Origin of the sequence: Acinetobacter sp. TGL-Y2 (assembly GCF_001612555.1) — a bacterium.
Lineage (GTDB): Bacteria > Pseudomonadota > Gammaproteobacteria > Pseudomonadales > Moraxellaceae > Acinetobacter.
In genome coordinates this window covers 3,149,375-3,174,461 of sequence record NZ_CP015110.1, presented here as the reverse complement: position 1 = coordinate 3,174,461, position 25,087 = coordinate 3,149,375, and the positions used below count along the sequence as shown (strand labels likewise).

The window sequence follows — 25,087 nt, the reverse complement described above, 5'->3', positions numbered from 1 at the left end:
CATGATCATAGAAACGATAAGCTACTTATGTACTCGTTGCCAATCAGCAAATATTTATAAGAATGGGCATAATAAAAGCGGGAATGCGCAGTTCAGATGTAAAGATTGCGGTCGATCAAGTGTGCTCAAACCTAAAATCAAATATACCGAAGAGCAAAAAGAACTCATCATCAATACTTATCTTGAACGAGGCAGTTTAAGAGGCATGCAGCGTCTATTTGGTGTTGCACCTCAAACGCTCATGGGATGGATAGAAAAAAGTAAACAACAGGAAATTGAGTGACGAATTACTTGATGCTCATCCAACAGATGTTCTAGAACTGGATGAACTGTGGAGCTTTGTAAAAGCTCGTCGTCATAAGGTTTGGAGTTGGATTGCACTATGCCGTCGTACACGTCAGGTCATCGCTTATGTATGTGGTCGGCGCAATGATAAAACGTGTACAGATTTACGTTGCCGTATTCCCACAGCCTACTTTAATTTAGCAACATGTAGTGATTATTGGCCAAGTTATGCTGAGGTGTTTGATCCTAGTACCCATCGCTCTGTAGGTAAACATACAGGTTTAACGAACCATGTTGAGCGGTTTAATGCCACATTAAGAAATCGCTTGGGACGTTTTACACGGAAAACTTTAAGCTTTTCGAAGAAAAAAGCAAATCATGAAGCTGTCTTGCATATGTTTTTATTAAAATACAATTAAGACATGAAAGATAAGTGGTTAACACGTCATACTTAAACACTACCCGTGCAACACGAGATGCTTCAGGGTGAAATGCAAGTTTCCCTAATACCAATAAAATAAAAATCAATATTTAATCATATATATCAAAATATTAATATTATTTTTGATAACTTTAAATTTTGATAAAGTATAGATATTATAATATGGGAATTCTTAATGTAACTAGAAGTATGAGAAAGTATGATGCAATTAGAAAATATCAATCATTATTTTTCAAAATAAAAAAATAGAAATCGAACACTTTCTTGAAACTAAACATGATTTAAAAAATATAACTATTGCGCATCAAAGAAATCTTTATCTTTCATCAATTAAACTATATTAGAGCTCTTTCATAAATCATTTTTTGCTCAATTCAATGTTGTAAATTCTAGCAATTAAATTGAATCTCAAACCGAGTCTTTTGCCTCGGTTTCGATAACGTTCCGAAAAGATCTTGAATTTTTTTAAACAGCCGAATACATGCTCAATTCCGATTCTTCTTCTATTAATTTCACGATTATAGCATTTGAGTTCAGGATCTAATTTACATCCTTTCTTCGCTTTTAAAGGCAACAGACTATGAGCAGATACATTGTAAATCCCCTGTTGGCCTTTATTTGCAAGGATAAAAGCCCCCAAAGTTATCTGATTTAAATTTCGTTTGAGTAGCTCTAAATCATCCACTGCACCACGACTGCTACATAAACTCAGAATTTGCTGAGTTTTATAGTGAATTATCGCCTGTACTTTAAGGGTGTGCGTCTTTTTCTTACCGCTATAGCTTTTCTTCTGTTTTTTTGGGCCTTTGTATTGGAATTTCTGTGGCATCCATGATCACAACATTCCAGTCAATATCTTCGCCTTCGGATAAATCTTTGGGTAAATTAAACAGCTTAGACTGAGTCAGGCAGTCTTCAATATGACGTGCAATTCTTGAAGCTGTCAGCTCTGAAACTCCGTAACTCGTCGCAACGTGAAACAAAGTTCGGTATTCCCGCCAATAACTTAAGCAAAGCAGAACTTGATCTTCTAGGTTTAAATTGGGCGGTCTGCCTTTGGTAGGGACGTGCATTTTCAATTGCTCAACTATTAAATAGAAGGTTGACCATGAGATGCCTGTATATCGCTTGAACTGAGGATCAGAAAGCTTCTTCGAATCGATGGATTTCATCCGCAGATTATGCACGAATGCTTAAAAATTTGGAGTACAAATATTAATCAAAAGGATGGTTGTTTTTTGATTTATGAAAGAGGTCTAATATATATTATAATTTGGTCAATATCCTCCTAAAATAAATACGTTATAAAACTAGAATTCCTGTTTTAAAACCTAACCAGAAAACCATTAATAAAATATAAAATTTATTCGAAAATAAATTCTTAATATATTCCTGATACCTCAAAGCACTATTGGTATAAAAATTTGGTAGTGCATGAATACGACGTGATAAAAATAATAAGTTATTGATATTAAAATATATAAATGAATTATTACACGTTGGTATTTAGCACTACCAAAAATTTAAATCCATTGCTAATTAACTATAAGACTGTGATAAATTAGAATTAAACCTTGTAAAAGGACAATAAAATTAACCACTACTCGAACAGTGGAGAAATTAATTCTAAATTTTTTATGTTTGAACAATAAATTGGAGGTATAGATGGAGAAGATTAGTACTGCGAAATATAAATAGTTTATTTCAATCTGAAAATGGCTTAAATGAAATAGAGAAGATAAAAAAATAATTATCATATTGAAAAAAATCATTATACTGAAATATGACTCTTTACTGTAATTATTGAGAGTACACCATACAGAAGGAACCATTCCAAAACCTGCACCTAATATACCCATTCCTCCACCGATACTACCCACTAATAATTCGGCAAATTTATTCTCTTTATACTTTAGATAGGTTCTATATAAAAAAATATTTAGTAGAAAGAAAAGAACCATTAAAGTCCCCAAGCCAGTTTTTACATCCGTTAGATCTATATCAGAGAGAAAATAAAAACTAAGCAGCATTCCAAGAATGCCACCCAGTAAGAAAAATCTGGCTGATTTAATTTCCATGTTTCTATTGTTTTTGAAATTTACACATTGACCTAAGAACGCTCCAACCAAGGATAGCAATATAGCTGTATGAATTTCTATAAAGCTAATCCAGATTGTTAGGGAAATTAGACCATAAGCAAAGCCAACATATCTTTGTACAAAACAAGCCAAAGAGCTTCCCAAAAAAACAATAATTAAGTTTAGCCAATCTTCCATCTATGTATGACTAAGCACTAATTTTACTAAGTACTAATTCACTACATTTCGAACTATGGCTAACAATGATGTCTAATGCGCTATTGAATAAATGTGTGCCATTGGTGATTTCGCCTAAAGCAAATAATCCTTCATTAACGTGTCCGTTATTAGTAAGGACCTGGAATGTATTTTTGCATACAGAAATTCCACCGTATTCATTATTCCCTATGATTTCACTATCATTCAAGTTTCTAAATAAAATTGAATCTGAATGTGTTAAATCTCTTGGAGATCCTGTTGCATAAATTACTTTATCGTATACCTGTTCATTTCCATTGAGTGTACATTTGATTTCATTCGCAGCTGATGTTTCTACTACACAACTACCAGAGATAAATTCTAGGTTTCCTTCATCAATGTAATTAACAAGCTTTCTTGCATTGAGTTCTGGAATAGATACACGCATAGCCATTGCATGGCTTAGATGTGATTTCATAAATAACTTACGTTCATCATCTGCAAGTAAATTCCAGATATAACTCAAAATTAAATTCGTATCGTATAGGATTGCTTGCCATGGTCGTGGTTTAGATGCCATCTCTAATTCATTCAGCAAATATTCCTTGAAGCTGCCTACTACACAATTTTTAATTGCAAATGATTCATTGGCTAATTCAACATTTGAGTTTTCTTTAAGGTAATTCGCCATTTCCTTATCGAATAATGCCTTTAGGTTTTCAATGTTGATTTTGATATTGTTCTGTTCAATGTAATTAATATTCAAAAATTGGTTCAAATATCTATCCTGTGTACCACGGACACAAGGGAAAGTACTGCTTCTTGAGTGAACCGTAATTTTGCCTTTATGACCATTATCTTTAAGGGCCACAATCGTATCAATAGCACTTAACCTTGCACCGATAATTAGTACTGAATCATTTTGATCAATCTGACCAATACGTTTCTTCAGCGGATACGGCGAATTGAAAATATTATCATTGAGCTTACATACATCTTTGGTTAAAAAACTCGTACCTGTCGCTAATATCACGACATTTGATTCAAGTTTTAAACCACAAGATAGATGGGTTGTATATTTAAGGTTAGAGATCTTTTGTACATTTACGACTTCACCTTTAACCGTTGAGATTCTGACATTTTTTGCAAGAGAATCTTTGATCAACGTATCAAACTTATCACGCATGTATGCGCCAAATAATGGTCTTGGTAAATATGAATCTACGGTAATCTCTAAGTCAGAAAATTCAGATCGCCAATTACTTTCATTTTTTTTTAGCCAGTTAAAAAAATCGCCCTTTTGTTCTTTATCAATCGTGATATAACCAGCTTTTGTATTTAATAAATTTGTCGATACATCATCTTTATATGCATTGCCACAACCATAATCACGGTCTTTATCTATAACAATTATGTTGAAATGTTCATTTGGTTTTACCTTATTAACAAGGGAATGTAAAAAACTTAAACTTGATGCCCCTGCACCTACTACGATAATGTCATTAATTACTTTTTTCATTTCAATTGACCTTTAATTCGTAATTATTAATATTTAGGTTAAAAAAATTGTTATGTTCTTGAAGTAGCTTTTCATCTTTGATATTTAACGGCTTGAATCTGCCGTTTGCATATACAAAGGTACCTATTTCACAAGCGAGATATATTTCTTTCTTTGAAAATATTTCATGGTTTAAGTCCATAGTTATTTCATTTACTTTATCTACGAACTTTTACGGGTCCCTAAAATTCCGCAAAAAACGATGACTTTTGCTGAATATGCAATATTCAAAAAGCCACCTATCCCAGTCCATGAATTACCAATACGACTCGCGTTTACACGACCTTGTTTGTCAATTTCTACAAAACCAAGAAATGTCGTATCAATTCCTTGTGCTTCATACATTGAGAACAAGTTCAGTTGAGATAGTTCTATAAGAGGATTTTCTACATGCCCGAATGAAAGACCTTCTAATGGAAGTCCACTAATAAGTCCTGATTCAACACTAATATGTGATTCACCGAATTTAGCGACTCTTGGTATTAATGCCGAGATGCCAATACCAAAATTAACTGTCGATCCACTCTGATCAAATACTTCATAGGCTGTACGAGCTATATCAAGACGGTTTTCACTTATGGGAATATTTAACTTATTAAGATCATCACTATGCCCATAGGTTGGATATGTAATTTCTTCGTTGTTTACGATGATGTAATCAATTAATCCTGAAGGAATACTTACATCTTGAACTGAGGCTTTTTCTGAAATCTTTGCGACTTCAACAACAACCTTTCCACCCAATCGTTTTGTCGCAAGAATTTGCTCCATACTGGTAAAACTAGCCGACTCTTTAGACATAGATATGTTTCCTTCTACGTCTGCCTCGCTTGCACGAAATATAAAGAAATCAACATCTAGTTTTGGGTAGTGAATATGTTCTTCGTTATTGATCATTACAGCTTTAAGCAATGATTCAGCTGTGTTATTGATTACACCGCCTGAAAGGTTGGGATCAACAAAGCTTCCCAAACCTACTCTCGAATTTAATCCATTAGATCCATAGCTAATTTCTGAAAAATAACGAGGAAATATACCAAGGGGCCAGTTGTGTGCTTCTATCAACTTCTTATCAATAAGAGTTGAAAGTCTTGGACAAAATCCATAGAACCCACCTACCGTAGATTTGATTAATCCCTCAATAGCAATGTAGTTAATACCCTTTAGATCTTTATCACCTACTGCAGAAATAAACATAAGGTTCAAAGAATGAGGTGTATCGAATTGCAAATATGATTCTTTGATGGCTCTTAAAAGAAAATCTGGTGAACCGCAACAGCCAAACCCACCAATCAATAATGTGGATTCAGGCTGCACTAATTTAACGAAGTGTTCTTTTGATATTATTTTCATAATTCGCTTAGTTTGGCAGTTGTTGTACTGGTTTATAACGAGAAGCAAGAATTAGACAGCCTTCTTGTGATGCCATGCTATGACATGTACCGGGCGCTCGAACAATAAAAGATCCGGGACGATATTCAACTCCGTTTTCTATATATTGACCTTGTAAAACCAAAACAGTTTCATAACCAATGTGTACATGGCCAGGTACATAGGCACCGGGCTGATATTTTAAAAATGCAAGATCTGCCCCTGTCTTATCACCCACGTTTTCTGAAAATAGAACGCAAATATCGACACCTTCACGTATGCCCAATTGATACGGTTCAAACTCAAAATCTTCAGGAACAGGAATATCACGACCAAAATTGAAATCTATTGTTGTGTCATTGTCTGTGGTGGGCATGGAAAATTCATTTTTTATCTCCAGTTGTTGCTCTTTTTAATTGTGTTAAGCCGTTGTAACCCCATGCATTACTCTCTACTTCAGTGATAGAGATGTAATTGATGTTCTTTTCAATATTTGGAATATATTTTCTTAATATTTCCCAGACACACTTAATCCAATCGCCTTTCTCCGATTCAGAATTCGTATTTTTGGTGATTTTAATGTCAACACTTAGATATGACGCATCGATAGCGCCGTTATTGCCATGACAAGAATCTAAATTTAGAAAGTTAATGACGGTCTGATTAAGGCTTTTTGATAAGCTTTTATGTGTGACCGTGATCAGTTCTTTTGAAAGGGCTTGCTCATCTAAATGAGCTAAGCCCTTTTTGTTTCTTGATATCGCTATAAGAGGCATTTTTCTTTTCTGTACAAGTCTGTACATTTAGTTTGCTCTGTTTTTATTTCGTTTTTATTACAGCGAGCCAATAATTGGGCCATTTTTTTCCATCAAAAATATAATTTACTAATACAGCTACAAGAACCAATGAAATTGAACCTACTAATACTGGTGTAATCAGAAAGTGCCATCCGTAATGTACGGTACTCGCTGTTAATAGAATTACTAAAGGATTAGCGCCAGCTGGGGGGTGAATTGCTCTACCTAGTTGCATTAAGGCGATGCCTAATCCAACCGCTAAAGATATCGTTAAAATATTGATAATAAATAATTTTAAAAATAGTATTCCAACAAATGCTGTAATTAGATGACCAAAAATTACGTTTCTAGGTTGTGCTAGCGGCGATGCTGACGCTGCAAATAATAAAACGCATGTAGCGCCAAATGGAGCCATAATCCAAACATGTTGAGAATATTCTGACAATAAGAGCAGTATCATTATTCCAAGTGTTCCACCGACTAAACCTTTCAAAACTTCATTTTTAGGTGGTTTTGGAGCTAAATTTTCATTTCCGACAAGTAATCTTTTCACAAATTCACCCTCCTTTGGATGTGAGAGTATATAATAGACATAACTTTTAATAATTGTACAGGTCTGTATTGTTTTATGACTAGATCTTCTGAGAAAATATTGGACGTCGCAGAGAAGTTATTCAATGAGCATGGCTATACAGCTGTTGGTGTTGATTTGATCCGTGACATATCTGGCTCATCCAAAACGACTATGTACACTCATTTTAAATCCAAACAGTGCTTAATCACTGAGGTTTTAAAAAAGCGTGATGATCGCTTCAGATCTTCTTTGACCGAATTCGTTGCCAACGGTGACCAATCTGTGAGAGGTAAAATAACAAGCTTATTCCAATGGCATTTTAATTGGTTTAAATCTACTGATTATCATGGATGTATGTTTGTTAAGATTGCTGTAGATATGCCCCAAGAAAACCAAGAAGCTGTAAACATTGCGATGCAACATAAATTTTGGTTGGAACATTTTATTAATGGAAATCTACTCGAAATCAAGGAGAGTCGATTTTTGACTAATATTATTTTTAATATATTAGAGGGACTTATTAATAGATTTGTGGTTTTTGGGTATGATGAATGTATTGCTCAAAATTCACTATATTCAGTATTAAGAGTTTATGATTTTATAAACCAGGAAAATATCAGAGGCTAGTAAATTTTTCACACAGTTCTTTGGAAATGACGACAGTACCCAAAATAGTATCAGCATCTGCTGATACATGATGGAATTCATCAATTGCAACTAAGGTATTATCAAATACAATATCTTCTAGCTCTTCAAAAGCAAATCTTAATGTTGCATGAGTACACATTAAGATTTGATCAGAACTATCCATAAAATGTTTAACTGCTTTTACGTTGCTTTTATCACCACCCACAGTACATAAATTATTTTCAGGCTTAATACCCCAATCCGTAAAGAAACCATTTTCTGTGAGTTTTGTACTCGTAAATGAACCACCAATTGAACGCTGAGGCACAGCAATAATGACTTTTTAAATGTATTGATTGTGCGGTTTATCAAGTGCCAAAAATATTAAAGTACGAGACTTACATGAAGCAGGTGGAGCTTTAAGGAATAGATACTAAGAATTACGAGCTTCATAAGCACGAGCTTGCATTATTATTCAGTGCATCTTCATCAAAATTATCAGTTTTAATTTCATCAAAGAGTTCTGCTAATTTTTCAGCAACTTTAACGTCAGCAGGGTTTTCACCTTGGTAAACTGCTTTTTCAATACCAGCCCAAGGTAAAAAAAATTGAATTTCTTGGCCAAATCATTAAATGGAACATCCACTGTATCTTGTGTTTTTGTATCGATTGCTAAAAGTATTTTAAAGTCGCTCACGATCAAGAAACGAATCTTATTACTCTCAGTTCGCTTTTCCTTTTTCATTTGATCTATAAGACTGTGTAGGTCTTGTTGTTTTGCGATTTTAAAATAAAGCTAGCGCTTCCAAAAATGGAATTTTCTTTATTTAGGGCTAAATTTTGCTCACCCAAACGTACACGCGCCACAGACTGACTACGATGCCAATAGGATAGTAAAAAATCATAGATGAAATCTTTTTTAGTTAATTTCATTGCATTTGTAGACTGCTAAACAAAAGATATCTTTATATCGAAGATACACCGTTAGCAGATGAAGTGCATGCGGATGGTTTAAACCTACCATGCTAGTAAAAAGAACACTTCAAAGATAAAAGTTTGCGATCTGAAATTGATGGTCACTTTTATGAGAATGGGTGAGCAACTTAAGTAAAAACAGCTAATCATTTAATATAGTTTATTAGGTAGACTTCTTTCATAAATCATTTTTTACTCAGCTCAAAGTTATAAATTCCAGCAATTAAATTGAATCTCAAGCCCAATCTTTTGCCTCGGTTTCGATAACGTTCCGAAAGAATCTTAAACTTTTTTAAACTGCCGAATACAGGCTCAATTCCGATTCTTCTTTTATTGATTTCACGATTATAACGTTTGAGTTCAGGATCCAGTTTACAGCGCCTTTTGGCTTTGAACGGCAACAGGCTATTAGAATACACAGTATAAATCCCTTGATAGCCTTTATCTGCAAGGATGAAAGCCCCTAAAGGTATCTGCTTTAAATTTCGTTTGAATAGCTCGAAATCATGTACTGTACTGCGACTGCTACACAAACTCAGAATTTGCTGAGTTTTATAGTGAATTATGGCCTGTACTTTATAGGTGTGCGTCTTTTTCTTACCGCTATAGCTTTTCTTCTGTTTTTTTGGGTCTTTGTATTGGAATTTTTGTGGCATCCACGATCACAACATTCCAGTCAATGCCTCCGCCTTCGGGTAAAGCTTTGGGTAAATTAAACAATTTAGACTGAATCAGGCATTCTTCAACATGACGCACAATTCTTGAAGCTGTCGGCTCTGAAACCCCATAACTCGTCGCAACGTGAAATAAAGTTCGGTATTCCCGCCAATAACTCAGACAGAGCAGAACCTGATCTTCCAAGCTTAACTTGGGTGGTCTGCCCTTGGCAGGGATATTCATTTTCAATTGCTCAACCATTGAATAGAAGGTTGACCATGAGATGCCTGTATATCGCTTGAACTGAGAATCAGAAAGCTTTTTTGAATCGATGTATTTCATCCGTAGATTATGCACCAATGCCAAGAAATCCGGAGTGCAAATATTGACCAAAAGAATGGTCACTTTTTGATTTATGAAAGAGATCTAGTAGTTGAGTGTTAATAACAATTGATCCTCTAAATCTAAAGTATGAGGACGACCTGATTTCTTTTTGAGTGATTCTGGTTTTACTAAAACATCTAGCATTTCAGTAAAGACCTGTCGAGGTACGCCAACCAGGCGTTTGAATTCAGAATCTGAAAAAAGGTTTAATTCTGATATCTCATGACATTTATATGGAGGTAGTTTTTACTTTCGCAAGAGGGCTACTAGTCACAAATCAGATACATCTAAATTTCATTAAATGGATAATCGATAGTATCTAAAATTCAAAAAAACAAAGTAAATTTCTAAAAAATATAAATTTTTCGGTGGTTTTTATGTGGTCCGATGTAGAATCAAAGATAGATTTTTTAAACTATTCTGAAGCATCAGAAATTATTATCAATGTGCTTCAGAATCCTCAGATGTTGTCTATTTCAATAGGCGTATTTGGGTCATGGGGAACTGGTAAATCTACGATCTTAAATCTAATTGAAAAAAATCTTGAACATATGGAAAACAATGATGATTATATAATTATTAGATTTGATGCTTAGTTGTATCAGGGTTTTGATGATGCTAAAGCGTCACTATTAGAAGTTATTAATACTGAAATTTCTAAATTAGTAAAGCAAGACGAAAAATTATACGAAAAAGCATTAAGCATAGGAAAAAGAATCAATAAATTGAGAGCTCTAGGTTGGGTAGCTGAAGGTACTGCTTTAGCTTTTGGTGTTCTCACATTTGGTCTACTTTCAAAAGCTTGACTCTATTGGCAATGGAATCAATGGTAGTGCTGGGGAAGAAGATGCACAACACGTTACTGAAGCTATTAATAAAGGGAAAGAAAGCTTAAAAGATATTCTTAACGAGGAAAAAAGTTCAGCACCAAAAGAGATTACAGCATTAAAAAATGAATTTGAGGATTTATTGGAATCTTTAAACAAAAAAGTTATTGTTTTTGTTGATAATTCAGATCGATGTCTTCCAAAACAGACAATTGAGACACTGGAATCATTAAGACTATTTCTATTTATGAAGAATATAGCGTTTGTTATAGCCGCTGACGAAGAAATGGTGAGATTTGCTGTTAAAGATCATTTTAACGGAATCGATGAAAGGCATATAACCGACTACCTAGATAAACTTATTCAGTTGCCTGTATACGTGCTTTGCTTGTTACTAAATTGTATTGACCTTTCAATAAACTGAATAACGTTTCTATTTGATTGCGCTGTTTTAAGTGGTATTCATCTGGGGCACTGAGCTGAACAGATCGCATGTTCTTTCGATGATAGGTAATCAAATCAATACCTTGATCTTTTAATCTGCTTTTTAAGTCCTGACTGATATAGCCACGATCTGCGTACAGTTTTGCTTCTATACCTTTAACCAAATGCTCAACCATTTTGATGTCAGCCACATGCCATTAGATAAAGCAGAGCAAGCGATTTCACCACATTGATTCATCGCGATATGTAATTTACAGCCATAGAACCACCCCATCGAACTTTTACCACGAGATGCAATTTTGGCTAGAGATTTATGGCGTTGAATCCGCTGATTTTTACAGACTGGTAGCGTTGTTGAATCAAGCCATAAATATTGGCTGCTTTGACCTTTCGTTAAAGCTACATGTAAAGCATGTAATGCCAATTGATGTATATTGATCAGATAAATCATTCGTTGGTAACAGGGTAAGCTTTTAAATAAATGACTTTTATCGTGTTTCAACCATGTGAAAAATGCTTTGAAATTGTTGAAATGAGAACATTTATACCAGATAGCAATAAAGGTGATTTCTGAGATACTCAAGTGAGCTGTTCAAACTCTTGAGAAACGACGGCTTTGCTTAAGAAATTTCCAATACGTTGCTTCAAATTTAAGAAAGAAATCATCAATTACGCAGAATAATTCGGTACTATTAAACATCGGGACTAGAGTTGTGAGTTAGGTGTGGTAACTCAACTGATGGCTCTAGTCCTCTTATTTTTCAAGTCAGTTTCTTATCCGCGATTCAGGTTACTTAATATTAGGGAAATGTAGATGAGCCTACTCCGATCAATGCAGCGGCCACCAATAACATTGTAAAGCTGACCGAGAAGGCCAGTACACAAATTCCAATCAGTGTGATGCTCATGCCAATAGGAAGTAAATAAGGTCTAGGATATTTGTCTGTATAAAATCCGACCCAAGGTTGTAAGAGAGATGCAGTAATTTGATAAACCAGTGATATCAGTCCAATCTGAGTAAAACTAAGTGCAAAATTAGCTTTTAATAACGGATAAATGGCAGGTAGAGACGCTTGAATTAAATCATTCAAACAGTGTGCAAGTGCGATAGCAAACACAATATGCAAGGTCATTTTATTGATTGGTTTTGGATTCAGATTTTCATGCGGTGACGAATCTGATTGAAGTCGAGAATTCATATTGGATTAGCCCAATTTGTTGCTGTGGCGGTGTTCTGATCAAGATGCTGTGCAATGAAATTCTGAAATGAACATTAAAATGTTAAATAATCATTGATGAGATTTTGCATCCATCATCAATATCTTAATGCTGAAGACATGACCTCATCTAATGATCATAAAACAACATTTCATTGACGTTGATGTATGTTTTCCAAAGTATCTACCAGCGTACGCGTCATTTGATCAATTTCATAATTGACCTGATCGCCCACGCGTACATTTTTCCATGTGGTCAGCCTTAAAGTTTCCGGAATTAAATCGACTGAAATTTGCTGTGCGCTACGATCAACACGATTCACCGTCAAGCTACAACCATTCAATCCAATGAAACCTTTAAGAAAAAAGTATTTGATATTGCCATCAGGAATTTCAAGGTCCACATGCAGTGTTTCACCATGATGAATCACCTCAGTCACCGTTGCCGTTCCTTCAATATGTCCATATAAATTATGGCCGCCATTTTCCATACCGACTTTGGCAGAGCGTTCAATATTGACTTCATCACCTACGCTGAGGGTTTGGAGTGTGGTCAGTTTTAAGGTGAAATCCGAGACGTCAAAATGCACTTGGTTTGCATCTAAATCGATGTGTGTCGTGGTTAAGCACGTGCCATTGATGGCAACACTTGCACCCACAAAGACATCATGAAAAAAATGATGCTGATTTGAGACCACCAAGGTTGAAAATCCATCACCTTGACGAATATCGAGAATTTTTTCTAAACCTTGCACTATACCTGTATACATTGATTGATTTCCGTCGGGGGGAATGGGGTTGAGTTTAATTTTAAACGTGCCGTTAGGCTATATTTTTTCTTGATACAGGCATGATCTGGATTCGATTACTCGCTTGATTGCTTATTTTCATGCTTGTTTTGATTGTTTATTTCATTGAATCAACTCAATTCTTGATCGAACCCATAATCGTTGCTAAACAACTAAAAGCGCCTCTAAAAAAAATCCCTCAAACCGAGTTTTGAGGGGAATTTGCTATTGCACTGAAACTTATTATTTTTATCTTTAGCCAAAGCTTAAGCCGATTTGGCTGTGATTTGATGCAGTTGTGCTTGTTCAAGTTCACGAACAAGCGGAAGTACTTTTTCACCGAAGTATTCAACTTCTTCGATGAAATGTAGGAAACCAGAAAGGATCAAATCGACCCCTACCGCTTTTAGCTCAATAATACGTTCTGCAATTTGTTGTGGCGTTCCAATCAGATTGGTACGAAAGCCATCATTATATTGGACTAAATCTTCAAAGCTTGATTTTGCCCAGTTGCCTTCACCCTCAATCGTTGACGCGCCGGCTTCACGTGTTGCATCACCAAAGGCATTGACCGCTTCGATATTGGCACCATCAATGATGTCTTGCAAGACTTGTTTCGCTCCCTCTTCAGTGTCACGCGCAATGACAAACGCATTTACCCCAATTTTGACTTGATGGTTATTGGCTTGGGCTTTTTCACGAATATCATCAATTTGCTTTTTCAATTCTTCAGGGGTATTGCCGTTGGTAAAGTACCAATCGGAGACTCGGGATGCCATGTCACGGGCTGCACGTGAGCTGCCCCCTTGAAAGATCTCAATATGAGGGCTTTGCACGGGTTTAGGCTTGAGGGTGTAATCTTTAAATTGATAGAATTTACCGTCAAAACTAAAATTATCTTGAGTCCACACGCCTTTTAAAGCGCGAATAAATTCCTCGGAGCGCGCATAGCGCTGATCATGCTCAGGCCATTCTTCACCAATGGCATCAAATTCACCGCGAAACCAGCCACTGACCACATTAATCGCGATACGACCATTGCTCAAGTGATCAATGGTGGCCAATTGTTTAGCCGCCAGTGCTGGTTTCCAAGGACCCGGAAGAATGGCTGCAATCACTTTAAGCGTTTCAGTTTTTGCCAGCAAACCATGACTAAAGCTGACTGACTCGTGCTGGTTCTCAGCACCATAACCCGCCGTAAAACGAATTTGTGTGAGGGCATATTCAAAACCACTTTTTTCAGCAGCTTGCGCCAAACGGACGTTGTAGTCGTAGCTCCAATCGGTACGTTGTTCGATATTGCTGACCACCAATCCGCCACTCACATTGGGTACCCAATAGGCAAATTTGATTGCATCTTTATTTAATTGTGTCATGGCTTGGCTCCTGTCGAAGATGTATTAGGCCACTTGCGTTTTAGGTAAATTATTTTTTTGATGTAAACGTGATTCAGCAGCATCTAAGCTGGGAACAGCTGCAGAAGGAAGGACCTCATCTTGCTCAATCTGTTTGTTAATGCCCAAATTTTGATTGGCCTGTTGGGTTTTTTCTTTCACCACTTCTGCACGGATACCTTTGGCCGGGGCCCACTCTAAAATGGGTAAGGCTCTTGCTACAGCTAAAGTAATCCGATCACGTAAGAATTCACTGTGAATGGTATATTCAGGGGTGAAGTCTTTATCGGTGGCATAGACGCCAATCGGTAAGGTTTGCGCTTGAAAGAAGCTAAACAATGGACGCAATTGATGCTCAAGCACCAGTGCATGACGTTCACTTCCACCTGACGCGGCAAGGAGTACGGGAACATCCACCAGAGCAGTTTGCTCGACAAAATCAAAGAAATGTTTAAATAAACCTGTGAATGAAGCACGATAAACTGGTGTGCCCACAATCAAAGCATCTGCAGCTTCCACGGCAGCTAGGTCATCTTGAACGCGTTGCGGCAGTTGGTTGCGGTAAATTGCACCACCCAAAAGTGATCCAATCTCACTAAATTTAATAAAATGCACGTGGATGGGGGTTGCTTCGCCCAACTCATCCAAAATAGCTTGAACCAATGCTTCGGTTTTGGATGGATTGTTCAAGCCACCTGAGACAGCGACAATGTTGAGCGGTTTTTGCTGAGAAATAGACATGAAGACAAACCTAAAAAATAAATGGTGATCAGTTGTCATTCATTAATCGTGATTTATGCATAAGCTGTAAAATAACCAAATCCAAATTAATTATCAGATTTTCGTATAAACTGCAAAATCACACACTTTTGCAGTCATACTGAGTTTAAGTGGCTGAATTGATAAGATATCTTTGGAGTGGATAAGTAATTCTTTTTAGAGTATAAAATTTATATTTTAAATTGATGTACTTATCTTGATTTTCTCAATTACATAAATATCCGACAAATTCAGATTTAGCCCGACATTTTTCACTGAAATTCGTTAATATTTATATATCTTTAACAGCAATAGCACAGTTAGAATAATGATTGTGTTAGAGATCTCTCGCGTCGCTTATGAATATTTTAATCGTTGATGATCATCCACTGTTTCGCCATGCTTTAATTCAAGCAGTACGTTACAGTTTACCGCAAGCCCAAATTGGTGAAACTGCTGCTGTAAATGAATTTTATGAACGCTTAGAAAAAGGTCCAGAACCTGATTTGGTGTTACTGGATTTGAACCTGCCAGGTGCTTCAGGCTTTTCAGCATTGGTGCATGTCCGTGCACAATATCCTTCTTTACCTATTATTGTGGTGTCTGCACACGAAGAAGTCTCGATTATTCAGCGCGCAATCGCCCATGGTGCCATGGGTTATATTCCAAAATCTGCACATCCAAGCCATATTGGTGAAGCGATTCGTCATGTGCTTGAAGGTGAGATTTGGTTACCGCCAAATTTACCTGCCAATTTGAATTTTGATCCCCGTGCCGCAGATGAAACTGCTTTGGCTGAACGTATTCAGTCCTTAACTCCGCAACAGTTCCGTGTACTGATGATGGTGGCTGAAGGTTTATTAAATAAGCAAATTGCCTATGAACTAGACGTTTCAGAAGCCACCATTAAAGCGCATGTGACGGCGATCTTCCGTAAATTAGGTGTTCAAAACCGGACGCAAGCAGTGCTTGCAATTGGTGCATTAAATATTGAAGAAAAGCGCGTTTAATTCCTGATTGGACATTAAAATAAAAAGCCCTCAACTGAGGGCTTTTCTTATTTCAACTATACTGCCAAGAACGAGATAAAGCGCTTAAGCCAAACAATTTTGTTTTGGCGTAAGCTCATGACAAAATAGGGGATTAAGTGCGCACTGTAAATCATCAATTTGATCTTGGGTGACATAGCCACGGTGCATAAGGTAATTGGCTACGCGGTCATCACGTAAGCTTAAGAACGCCGCATCATAAACAGATAAGTCGACAAAAAGTGCTGCTGTTTCCAGTGTGTTGAAACGATCTAAAAACACTTCGTTGCCATACATTAAAAAGATATGATCATAGTCCGCTTGCGAATCTACGTTTAAACGTTGTGCTAGGGCATGTGGCTCAGTTTTAATAAACAATAAATCTGAGATTTCATCCAACTGAACCGTATCTAGCGTATTTTCGCCTGTTTTAACTTTGCCTAGCCACGCTTTGAAAACCAAAACAGCACCGCCACGCAATAACATGCTCCAAATTTGATGTCGAACGTGTTCAGTTAAGTTTTGGCTGTCCATTTCCAGTCGTTGGATCAGAGTGTTCTCTTGTTGAGCGAGCTTGTCGAATAGCCCTAAACCCTGAGGATGATACGCAGCGGGACTAAAGACATCGAATTTAAGCGCTTCGAAAACTTGTAATGCCAGTGGTACAGCACTTTGATAGATATGATCGAGTGCCTGTACATGCACATCTTTGAGCGGGGTTGCTGGAAAAATCTGTTGCCAGTTGATGTCAGGTAAAATCGCATTGGCACCGTATTGACGATGAAATTCTTGATTGCGATCTAAACCATGGGGTACAGCATTGGATATATTCATGATCACTCCTGACCGAAGTCGATTAAGCAGGTGCTCAGCATTCTTCACGATTCAGATTGATTCTTGATCAACATCTTCAATCAACCTGACTCAGAGATCTGTGAGAGATCTGCCTGAGACATATTTGTTGTTTTTTAGCGGTGTTAGATGTTATGGATTATGAGGGATGCAATAGGAATGCGACTAAAGTCTTATATGGGTTTTTTTGTTGATTTAAAGTGATTAAATACAAAGTTTTATAAAATGTGTAACGATTTATTTTGAAATTTTTCTTTGAAAATGATCATCTTTGCCATAGAAAAGCGACGAATGACGTTTTTGGTCAATGAACTTGAATGATTCGAGCATAAATTTGATCGTTCTTGCACAAAACAGCAAAAAAATTGCTAGAGCATGTGTATAAAGGTGGCTTTTTTGTTAGATGACCACCTCATTCAAGTGTCCAAATGTAGGTGGTCTATGTATCAAAATATGTATCGCCTAATTTACTCAGCCGAGATTTTAAGCCCCGATAACCAAGAACGTAAAGATGCAGGTTTGAGCGGTTTTCTCAACAATACAATATTCAAATCTTTTAACTTTTGTGGAAGTTCAGGATCTGAGTCTGCGGTAATTAAAGCAATCGGCACCTGGTCTTGACGGTGCTCCAAAATAAAATCTAAGCCGATTTTATTTTGGTTTAAATGCTGATCGATCAGCCAGACTTGAATATTTTCCTGTTGAATAATCTCAACGGCCTGCTCAGGTTCGGTGGCTTTGAACACTTGATAGCCCCATTTGGTCAGTAAAGTACTCATACCTTCCAAAATCGTTTCGTCGTTATCGAGGCACAGAATTTTATAAGCTTTGGTTTTCAATGGTACAGACTGCACAGGCGTTGCCACTACTTTAGGCGCCTGAACCACAGGGACTTCAATCATAAAGCAGGAACCACGACCTTGCTCTGAGTAGACATGAACAGGGTAGTTTAATAGGCTGGTCATGCGCTGAACAATGGCTAGACCCAGTCCCAGACCTTGCTCACCCCAAGGGGAGGTATGTCCGCAGCGTTCAAATTCTTGGAACAACTTGATCCGTTGCTGTTCAGCAATGCCTGGACCGGTATCCCAGACCCCTATACGAATATGCTGCGGCCGCTCTGCTGAGCGAAGTACACCGACCACCACACGACCTTTGGCGGTATAGCGCAGGGCATTACTGACAAAGTTTTGAATAATACGGCGAATCCACTGTGGATCTGTATCAATCCAAAACGTCACATCATGGACTTTAAATTGAATATTACGCTGCGCTGCAATCGACTTAAATTGTAGTTCCAAATCGCTGAGCAAGTCATGCAGTGGATAGGCTTGGCGCTGTGGCTGAATCGTTCCACCTTCAAGACGTGCAATGTCCAGTAGGGCAGAGAGCATGCTTTCTGCCCCATGTAAGGCACGATCAAGTTGTTGCAATGTTTTACGGTCTTCATCGGTTTGTACACTTTGTTCAAGTGCTGTGCTGAATAAACGTGCTGCATGCATCGGTTGCAGCAAATCATGACTGGCTGCCGCAATAAAGCGACTTTTTGACATATTGGCTTTATCGGCTTGTTCGCGTGCCACTTGTTGTTCAGTCAGGGCATTGGCCAGCTGTTGCGTACGATCTTGTACGCGACCTTCAAGTAAGGCTTCATTTTCACGGAATGCCGTAATATCGGCAAAGGTGGTGACGAATCCGCCGCCTTCAATCGGGTTGCCGCGCATTTGAATTACACGGCCATCCTTACGAATACGCTCAAACTCGTGTGCACTTCCCACCTTCATCCAGCGCAGACGTTTACGGACATGTTCTTCCACTGAACCCGGTCCACATTCACCACGTTCCGCGTTATAACGAATTAAGTCGGCAATCGGGCAACCGACATAGACCAAATCTTTAGGATAATCGAACAGTACCAGATATTGATTATTCCATGCCACCAAACACATATTTTCATCGACCACGCTCACGCCCTGAGTCATGTGATCAATCATGGTCATGATCAAGTTTTGATTAAAGCGTTGCCACTGTGAGGCTTGGTCTAAAATATTGGCCACTTGTCCCAGCGCTAAACCGTTGTTCACCATCGCGGTGGTCAGTAAGGTCCGTGCTGAGGCAGCACCAATTGTACCCGCCAAATACTGTTCGGTGAAACGCCACCACATGCCATTGGCACTGCTATTTTCATTTAAAATAACGTTATTGGATAAACAAAATTGATTGAAGGCATGCATAGTCGGGCCTTCGCCGGTAATACGTTTGGCCAATGCAATCAAATCACCGACTTTAAGCCTCGCCACATCCTGATGTAAATAATTAATTTCGTTCGATGTACTATGTGCAGGGAGTGGTTTAGTCTCATAATAAAAGAAGCTTTCAGCTTGAATCTGTTCAGCAATACTGGGACGGTAGATACGAGAAATCCAAATATATAAAATCACGTTTAAACCGAGCGCCCAGGTCACACCGTGGGTCAGCGGTGCAAAAGACTCAAAGCCAAGCAATGCTTCAGAACGTAACCACTCCATGCCGAATGGACCAAACATCATTAAATGCTGGCTAAATGCATAATACTCATCCGGCAAGCTGCGTAAAATCGTAGGGAACAGTAAGGTATAGGTCCACATGATAAAGCCGACAATCAGACCAGCATACACCCCTTGTTTACTGCCGCCACGCCAGTAGAGGCCACCAATCAAGGCTGGGGCGAACTGTGCCACAGCACTAAATGCCAATAAGCCAAATACAGACAGTTGATCAATATCATTAAAGAAATGGAAGAATAAAAAGCCCAATAGCATCACTGCTAAAATACAGATACGGCGCGTGAACTTGAGCACTTGAGGCAAACGTTTATCATGTCGTGACAGTAGCCCAAAACGCCATAGTGCAGGCATGATCAAATCATTACTCAGCATAATAGACAGGGCAACGGACGAGACCAAAAGCATGCCAGTTGATGCTGAAAAACCGCCTAAGAATGCCAATAAGGTCAGCCACCCTTGGTTATAACTGAGCGGAAGTGAGAGTACTGCAACATCTGGAATGGCAAGATATTCAGGTGCTGCATGTAGCGCCCAACTGGCAATAGGAATGATCGCAAGAACGGTTAAAATGAGGTAGCCTGCAAACCAACGACGTGCGCCACGAATATGTTTTTCATCCCTCAGTTCAACCACGGCGACATGGAACTGACGCGGTAAACAAATAATGGCTAAGGCGGCGAGTAAGGTTTGAACCCAAAACGTTTCAGGTACACCAAACAGTTGTACTTCGTGGAAGGTTGTACTGACATCTGCCGAAATTTGAACAATATTTTCAGGCGCATCAAAAATAAAAAATAACGCGACGCAAATCAGTGCAAATAGTTTGACGAAAGACTCGAATGCGACTGCGAGCATTAAGCCACCATGTTGCTCAGTATTGGCAATTTGCCGAGTACCGAACATCATTGCTAAAATCGCCAGCATCCCAGTCAGTACCAATACACCATTGGTGGTGGTCGAAACCACATCCATATTATGTTGCAGCATGACCGAAGCACTCAGTGCAATCGCGCGAAGCTGTAAAGCCAAATAAGGGATAATCGCAATGACGGCAAGAATGGTGACCAAAGACGCCAGAGGTCCACTTTTACCATAACGTGCAGCGACAAAATCAGCAATGGATGAAATCGCGTGGTGCTGTCGAACCCGACCGAGTCGTCGCCAAATGTCATAGCCTAGACCAACAAATAATAAGGGACCAAGATAAATGGGTAAGAAAATAATGCCCTCACGAACAGCCGCTCCTGTTGCCCCATAAAATGTCCATGATGAGCAATACACGCCCAAAGTAAGACTGAAAAGAATCATTCGACCGCGCGTGCTAAGTCGACTGGCATGCTTTTCACCAAAAAAGGCACAAACAAAGAGAATTAAGATGTAAAGGGCGAGCACCCCAATAATCAACCAACTGTTCATATGAAACACACATAGAAATCTAGCGCCATAATAACGTATCCATGAACTGACACGTTCAAATTGATCAAAATTTAACGACCAAAGTCTAATTACACCTGCGCCCGTAGATTGTTAATTTTGTAGAACTAAAAAACGATTAAAAAAATACGGCCACGGTTGGTTGTGATCAGGAGCAGGATTATGGATGAGAGAAAGGTAGAACAGATTCTACAAAATCCAAAGTTTAAAGAAATGGTGGCAAAAAAGAGTCGTTTGAGCTGGACTCTGACAGGCATCATGTTGTTTGCCTATGTTGGATTTATGCTGCTTGTTGGCTATAACAAAGAATTTTTACTCAGTTCATTGTCGGGTGGTGTGACGACGTGGGGTATTCCTCTGGGTCTGAGCATTATCGTGTTGTCATTTTTGTTGTGTGGTGTTTATTCCTATATTGCCAATAACAAATTGGATCAACTCACTGCTGAAGCGATGCGTGAAGTGGAAGCGATTGCACATGACAAAGGACCTTATTAATATGAAATGGACTTCATTCAAAAGCCAAGCGATGGCAATGTCAGCACTGCTTTATTCAGGTATCGCAGCGGCAGGACCTGACCTAGGTGTAGCTGAACAGCAAGCGACCAACTGGCCTGCGATCATCATGTTCATCATTTTTGTGGGTGCAACGCTTTTCATTACCAAATGGGCAGCCAAGCAAACCACAAATACCAATGATTTCTACACCGCAGGTGGTGGAATTTCAGGTTTCCAAAATGGACTTGCGATTGCGGGTGACTATATGTCAGCTGCATCTTTCCTCGGTATTTCCGCACTGGTGTTTATGTCAGGTTTTGACGGTTTACTTTACTCACTGGGCTTCATGGTGGGTTGGCCAATCGTACTTTTCCTGATTGCAGAGCGTTTACGTAATTTGGGTAAATACAATTTATCTGATGTAATCTCATTTCGCTTGGCTGAAAAACCAGTACGTACGTTGGCTGCGGTCAGCTCATTGGTGGTGGTTGCATTCTACCTGATTGCACAAATGGTCGGTGCAGGACAGTTGATCAAACTCCTCTTCGGTTTGAATTACAACATTGCCGTAGTGATTGTGGGCTTGCTCATGATGGCATACGTGATGTTTGGTGGAATGTTGGCAACGACTTGGGTACAGATCATTAAAGCTGTGATGCTACTGTCTGGTGCAACGTTCATGGCATTTATGGTCATGAAAGGCGTTGGTTTTAGTTTCTCAGAAATGTTCAACCAGTCGATTCAAGTTTTCTCTAAAGTACATGATGTCAGCTTAGAACAAGCAGGTGGCATTATGGGGCCAGGCAAATTGGCTGCAAACCCAATTGATGCAATCTCTTTAGGTTTGGCTCTGATGTTTGGTACAGCAGGTCTGCCCCACATTTTAATGCGTTTCTTCACGGTGAAAGATGCCAAAGAAGCACGTAAATCAGTTGTAGTTGCAACAGGCTTCATTGGTTACTTCTATCTATTGACCTTCATCATTGGTTTTGGTGCGATTCTTTATGTATCGAACAATCCACAGTTCCTTGATGTTGCAAAAATGGCTGTAACAGGCAAATTAGAGCTTATTGGTGGTAATAACATGGCTGCGGTTCACTTGTCTGATGCACTGGGCGGTGATTTGTTCATGGGCTTCATCTCTGCCGTGGCATTCGCAACGATTCTTGCGGTTGTAGCAGGTTTGACTTTGTCAGGTGCTTCAGCAATCTCTCATGATTTGTACGCAAACGTATTCAAAAAAGGTCAAACGACACCTGAATCTGAACTACGCATGTCTAAAATTGCAACTTTAGGTTTGGCTATTTTTGCCATGATTTTGGGTATTTTGTTCGAAAAACAAAACGTTGCTTTCATGGTAGGTCTTGCATTCTCTGTTGCTGCCTGTGCAAACTTCCCAGTACTGGTGCTGTCTATGTTCTGGAGAGGCTTAACTACACGTGGTGCGGTAATTGGCGGGCTTGTCGGTCTTATTTTAGCCGTGACGCTGATTATTTTATCTAAAGCAGTTTGGGTCGATACTTTAGGTATTTCTGATACACCAATTAATCCTCTAAATGGTCCTGCAATCATTGCTATGCCATTGGCGTTCATCTGCTGTTGGTTGTTCTCAGTAACAGACAACTCGTCACGTGCTCAAGCTGAGCGTAAAGCATTTGATGCACAGTTCGTACGTTCACAAACAGGTATTGGCATCTCGGGTGCTTCAGATCACTAAGATTGAACTTGCTAGATCAACAAGATGTTAAAAAAGCACCCTCGGGTGCTTTTTTTGATGAGGCTGACTTTGGTTTTGGATGTGGTCTTGGATGTGGTCTTAGGTTGGGTCAGTATGAGACTGGCCTAATTCTTTCGGTTTTAACTTCAAAGACAATGGGCTGTCAGGTTCGAACCATGTGGCTTTGGCATTGAGGAGTAACTTTGCGACCAAATACGCTCCTGTCACTTGCCCCACTACAGGTAAGCCTAAAAGAAGCCCAATAAACGCAATTTTAGAGACTTTGATGCCTGAAACTTTGGCTGCCATCCATTTAAATTCAGACCATGTGATTTGCTTTTTTTGATAGCGCTGAAATAAATCATAAATTGCAATAGACACGCTTGCCAAAGATATCGCAGGAAAATAATCCCAAAAGTGCTCGTCATTTGGATCTTGGGCGGTAACCAATAAATCCATGGCATCTTCAACACTTTGGCTTAAATTCTTTGAATTGAATGAGCTTTCATCAATAGGCACTTGCGCCATAAGTTCTTCACTAGCAATCAAATGATCTTCCAGATTTTTGTGCCAGTCATTGAGCTTGGGGGCTTGAGCTGTGCCAGTATTGATTTGAATCTTTGAGCTTTCGCCTGTTGTTGTATCTGCAAGCAGAACCTCAAACACATCTTGAGTTTGATGTTCAAAGTAGGAGGCGTATAAGCTGTCGCCATCTTCATTGTTTAAAAGAATCAGGCAAATTTCATGCAAGACTTTTTAAATTTGAGACACCACATGGACAATGCGATGTTCATCAAACATCTGCAAATAACGTTGTATATCTTCAAGAGGTGCGTCTACTAAATGTTGATTGCTGTGTCTAAGCGCTGCCAATACCGCTTGATCTTGCTCAGAAGGAATCAATGAATTGGATGGAAAAGCCCAATACACCAAGCTTTGAGTGATGCTCAAACCATCTAAACGGGTTTGAACATAATGAATCAAATGAGAATTCGTCATACGTTAATCATTCTCCACATGCTGCTGATCTTTTCCCCCTTTTTCTTTGCCTTTCGCCTGTTGCTTGCCTTGAGCGACGGCCTCTTTCCATACCGCTTTAATGCGTTCCTCGCTGAGTTTTTCATTTTTGGCTTTATGTGAAAAATATACGTCAGCAACTTTTAATACCGCATAGGTTAGTGCATATACTAGGGGAATACTCAGTAAACCACCAAAACCGAAGGTCACGGTTTTCCAAATCCCAAGCGCAATTTGCTGTGCTGCCATGCCCAATCCCACCAGTGCTATGATTTCTTTCACCCAATCGAGTGCTTCATTTTCAGACAGTTGAATACCATGAATCGCAGCAATACGACTGGCAAAATAACCTTGTAAGGGCGTTAAAATGAGAATATCTGCAAAAGGTAAGGGCTGAATGGCAACGCCTGCACAACTGGCACAACCCATATGAATAATATTCGAAATTTTTTTATCATTTGAGATGTCATCACGGAACTCAATTTGAGTGATTTCTTGGCGAATTTTTTCAGTGATTTTCATACAAATTTTACATCCATAAGCGGGCAAGTTCATGCTAAGTTAATTGCTGAAAAAAATAAAGATGAACGCTGTGTGCTTCATAACAACACTTAAAGCACTTT

Annotated in this window: 24 protein-coding genes and 6 pseudogenes; 7 read left to right on the top strand and 23 right to left on the bottom strand. The window is 38.5% G+C overall.

What is annotated here, in order from left to right; all coding sequences use genetic code 11:
- Position 1: 1 nt before the first annotated feature.
- Together AMD27_RS15175 and AMD27_RS15170 are read left to right on the top strand one after the other, a co-directional pair.
- Entirely contained in the window at positions 2–283 is a 282-nt protein-coding gene (locus tag AMD27_RS15175; protein WP_067661965.1) for a transposase-like zinc-binding domain-containing protein, read from the top strand.
- Positions 276–704 (top strand): IS1 family transposase, encoded by a 429-nt coding sequence (locus AMD27_RS15170; protein WP_067662078.1) that lies wholly within the window; start codon positions 276–278, stop codon positions 702–704. Before AMD27_RS15175 ends, AMD27_RS15170 begins: the two co-directional genes overlap by 8 nt.
- 381 nt (positions 705–1,085) lie before the next feature.
- On the opposite strand, the gene AMD27_RS18925 is transcribed toward AMD27_RS15170, so the two are convergent.
- From AMD27_RS18925 to AMD27_RS15130, 8 genes are all read right to left on the bottom strand, one after another.
- On the bottom strand, positions 1,086–1,556 hold the full coding sequence (locus AMD27_RS18925; RefSeq protein WP_067662076.1) for a transposase family protein: 471 nt from the start codon (positions 1,554–1,556) through the stop codon (positions 1,086–1,088).
- Positions 1,504–1,899, bottom strand: a complete 396-nt coding sequence (locus AMD27_RS18320) for a transposase family protein (protein ID WP_081405987.1) — start codon at positions 1,897–1,899, stop codon at positions 1,504–1,506. Before AMD27_RS18320 ends, AMD27_RS18925 begins: the two co-directional genes overlap by 53 nt.
- A 363-nt stretch (positions 1,900–2,262) precedes the next feature.
- Entirely contained in the window at positions 2,263–3,003 is a 741-nt protein-coding gene (locus tag AMD27_RS15160) for a TSUP family transporter (RefSeq protein ID WP_067662072.1), read from the bottom strand.
- Positions 3,004–3,013: 10 nt separating this feature from the next.
- Positions 3,014–4,522 carry an FAD/NAD(P)-binding protein gene (locus AMD27_RS15155; protein ID WP_067662067.1) on the bottom strand — a complete coding sequence of 503 codons (1,509 nt, stop codon included), beginning with the start codon at positions 4,520–4,522 and terminating at the stop codon, positions 3,014–3,016.
- Between the two features lie 201 nt (positions 4,523–4,723).
- Positions 4,724–5,914, bottom strand: coding sequence for a CoA-transferase (locus tag AMD27_RS15145; protein ID WP_067662063.1), 1,191 nt, complete (start codon positions 5,912–5,914; stop codon positions 4,724–4,726).
- A gap of 7 nt (positions 5,915–5,921) precedes the next feature.
- Positions 5,922–6,308 (bottom strand): cupin domain-containing protein, encoded by a 387-nt coding sequence (locus AMD27_RS15140; RefSeq protein ID WP_067662059.1) that lies wholly within the window; start codon positions 6,306–6,308, stop codon positions 5,922–5,924.
- A gap of 7 nt (positions 6,309–6,315) precedes the next feature.
- On the bottom strand, positions 6,316–6,708 hold the full coding sequence (locus AMD27_RS15135) for a hypothetical protein (protein WP_150115788.1): 393 nt from the start codon (positions 6,706–6,708) through the stop codon (positions 6,316–6,318).
- Positions 6,709–6,751: 43 nt separating this feature from the next.
- On the bottom strand, positions 6,752–7,282 hold the full coding sequence (locus tag AMD27_RS15130; protein ID WP_067662055.1) for an HPP family protein: 531 nt from the start codon (positions 7,280–7,282) through the stop codon (positions 6,752–6,754).
- A gap of 75 nt (positions 7,283–7,357) precedes the next feature.
- On the opposite strand from AMD27_RS15130, the gene AMD27_RS15125 reads away from it, so the two are divergent.
- Positions 7,358–7,930 carry a TetR/AcrR family transcriptional regulator gene (locus AMD27_RS15125; protein ID WP_067662053.1) on the top strand — a complete coding sequence of 191 codons (573 nt, stop codon included), beginning with the start codon at positions 7,358–7,360 and terminating at the stop codon, positions 7,928–7,930.
- 22 nt (positions 7,931–7,952) lie between these two features.
- Here AMD27_RS15125 and AMD27_RS15120 read toward each other — a convergent pair.
- From AMD27_RS15120 to AMD27_RS18310, 5 genes and pseudogenes are all read right to left on the bottom strand, one after another.
- Positions 7,953–8,399: pseudogene (locus tag AMD27_RS15120) on the bottom strand (DNA helicase); the annotation flags it as partial.
- A gap of 1 nt (position 8,400) precedes the next feature.
- Positions 8,401–8,863 (bottom strand): annotated as a pseudogene (locus AMD27_RS19225) (type IIL restriction-modification enzyme MmeI); the annotation flags it as partial.
- A gap of 227 nt (positions 8,864–9,090) precedes the next feature.
- Complete coding sequence (locus AMD27_RS15105; RefSeq protein ID WP_067662044.1) at positions 9,091–9,561, bottom strand: transposase family protein; 471 nt, start codon at positions 9,559–9,561, stop codon at positions 9,091–9,093.
- Positions 9,509–9,904 carry a transposase family protein gene (locus AMD27_RS15100; protein ID WP_067662039.1) on the bottom strand — a complete coding sequence of 132 codons (396 nt, stop codon included), beginning with the start codon at positions 9,902–9,904 and terminating at the stop codon, positions 9,509–9,511. Before AMD27_RS15100 ends, AMD27_RS15105 begins: the two co-directional genes overlap by 53 nt.
- An 87-nt stretch (positions 9,905–9,991) precedes the next feature.
- Positions 9,992–10,170 (bottom strand): annotated as a pseudogene (locus AMD27_RS18310) (IS5/IS1182 family transposase); the annotation flags it as partial.
- A gap of 153 nt (positions 10,171–10,323) precedes the next feature.
- Here AMD27_RS18310 and AMD27_RS19340 point away from each other — a divergent pair.
- Positions 10,324–11,155: pseudogene (locus AMD27_RS19340) on the top strand (KAP family P-loop NTPase fold protein); the annotation flags it as partial.
- Here the strand turns inward: AMD27_RS19340 and AMD27_RS15090 are convergent.
- From AMD27_RS15090 to msuE, 5 genes and pseudogenes are all read right to left on the bottom strand, one after another.
- Positions 11,151–11,917: pseudogene (locus AMD27_RS15090) on the bottom strand (IS982 family transposase); the annotation flags it as partial. The pseudogenes AMD27_RS19340 and AMD27_RS15090 overlap by 5 nt on opposite strands.
- 106 nt (positions 11,918–12,023) lie before the next feature.
- Positions 12,024–12,416, bottom strand: a pseudogene (locus AMD27_RS15085) (MFS transporter); the annotation flags it as partial.
- 170 nt (positions 12,417–12,586) lie between these two features.
- A complete protein-coding gene (locus AMD27_RS15080) occupies positions 12,587–13,204 on the bottom strand; it encodes a riboflavin synthase (RefSeq protein ID WP_067662032.1) in 618 nt (205 codons plus the stop codon).
- A gap of 284 nt (positions 13,205–13,488) precedes the next feature.
- Positions 13,489–14,598 (bottom strand): dimethylsulfone monooxygenase SfnG, encoded by a 1,110-nt coding sequence (gene sfnG, locus AMD27_RS15075; protein WP_067662029.1) that lies wholly within the window; start codon positions 14,596–14,598, stop codon positions 13,489–13,491.
- Positions 14,599–14,622: 24 nt separating this feature from the next.
- Positions 14,623–15,357: an FMN reductase gene (gene msuE, locus AMD27_RS15070; RefSeq protein WP_067662027.1), complete on the bottom strand. Its 735-nt coding sequence runs from the start codon at positions 15,355–15,357 to the stop codon at positions 14,623–14,625.
- 377 nt (positions 15,358–15,734) lie between these two features.
- Between msuE and AMD27_RS15065 the strand changes: the two genes are divergently transcribed.
- Positions 15,735–16,385 carry a response regulator gene (locus tag AMD27_RS15065; protein ID WP_067662024.1) on the top strand — a complete coding sequence of 217 codons (651 nt, stop codon included), beginning with the start codon at positions 15,735–15,737 and terminating at the stop codon, positions 16,383–16,385.
- Positions 16,386–16,469: 84 nt separating this feature from the next.
- Here the strand turns inward: AMD27_RS15065 and AMD27_RS15060 are convergent, their stop codons facing one another.
- The gene (locus AMD27_RS15060; RefSeq protein WP_067662022.1) at positions 16,470–17,237 is read right to left on the bottom strand and encodes a hypothetical protein; all 768 of its coding nucleotides are present in this window, start codon (positions 17,235–17,237) and stop codon (positions 16,470–16,472) included.
- Positions 17,238–17,722: 485 nt separating this feature from the next.
- A complete protein-coding gene (locus AMD27_RS15055; protein ID WP_067662014.1) occupies positions 17,723–21,217 on the bottom strand; it encodes a PAS domain-containing hybrid sensor histidine kinase/response regulator in 3,495 nt (1,164 codons plus the stop codon).
- 180 nt (positions 21,218–21,397) lie between these two features.
- On the opposite strand from AMD27_RS15055, the gene AMD27_RS15050 reads away from it, so the two are divergent.
- The gene (locus AMD27_RS15050; RefSeq protein WP_067662012.1) at positions 21,398–21,730 is read left to right on the top strand and encodes a DUF485 domain-containing protein; all 333 of its coding nucleotides are present in this window, start codon (positions 21,398–21,400) and stop codon (positions 21,728–21,730) included.
- Between the two features lies 1 nt (position 21,731).
- Positions 21,732–23,447, top strand: coding sequence for a cation acetate symporter (locus AMD27_RS15045; protein WP_067662010.1), 1,716 nt, complete (start codon positions 21,732–21,734; stop codon positions 23,445–23,447).
- A gap of 99 nt (positions 23,448–23,546) precedes the next feature.
- Here AMD27_RS15045 and AMD27_RS15040 read toward each other — a convergent pair whose 3' ends face one another.
- The 3 genes from AMD27_RS15040 to AMD27_RS15035 are packed head-to-tail and all read right to left on the bottom strand — an operon-like array spanning position 23,547 to position 24,986.
- A complete protein-coding gene (locus AMD27_RS15040) occupies positions 23,547–24,197 on the bottom strand; it encodes a hypothetical protein (protein WP_228140675.1) in 651 nt (216 codons plus the stop codon).
- Between the two features lie 6 nt (positions 24,198–24,203).
- Positions 24,204–24,446 (bottom strand): hypothetical protein, encoded by a 243-nt coding sequence (locus AMD27_RS19205; RefSeq protein ID WP_228140674.1) that lies wholly within the window; start codon positions 24,444–24,446, stop codon positions 24,204–24,206.
- 3 nt (positions 24,447–24,449) lie between these two features.
- Positions 24,450–24,986 carry a DUF697 domain-containing protein gene (locus AMD27_RS15035; protein WP_067662007.1) on the bottom strand — a complete coding sequence of 179 codons (537 nt, stop codon included), beginning with the start codon at positions 24,984–24,986 and terminating at the stop codon, positions 24,450–24,452.
- Between the last annotated feature and the right edge of the window lie 101 nt (positions 24,987–25,087).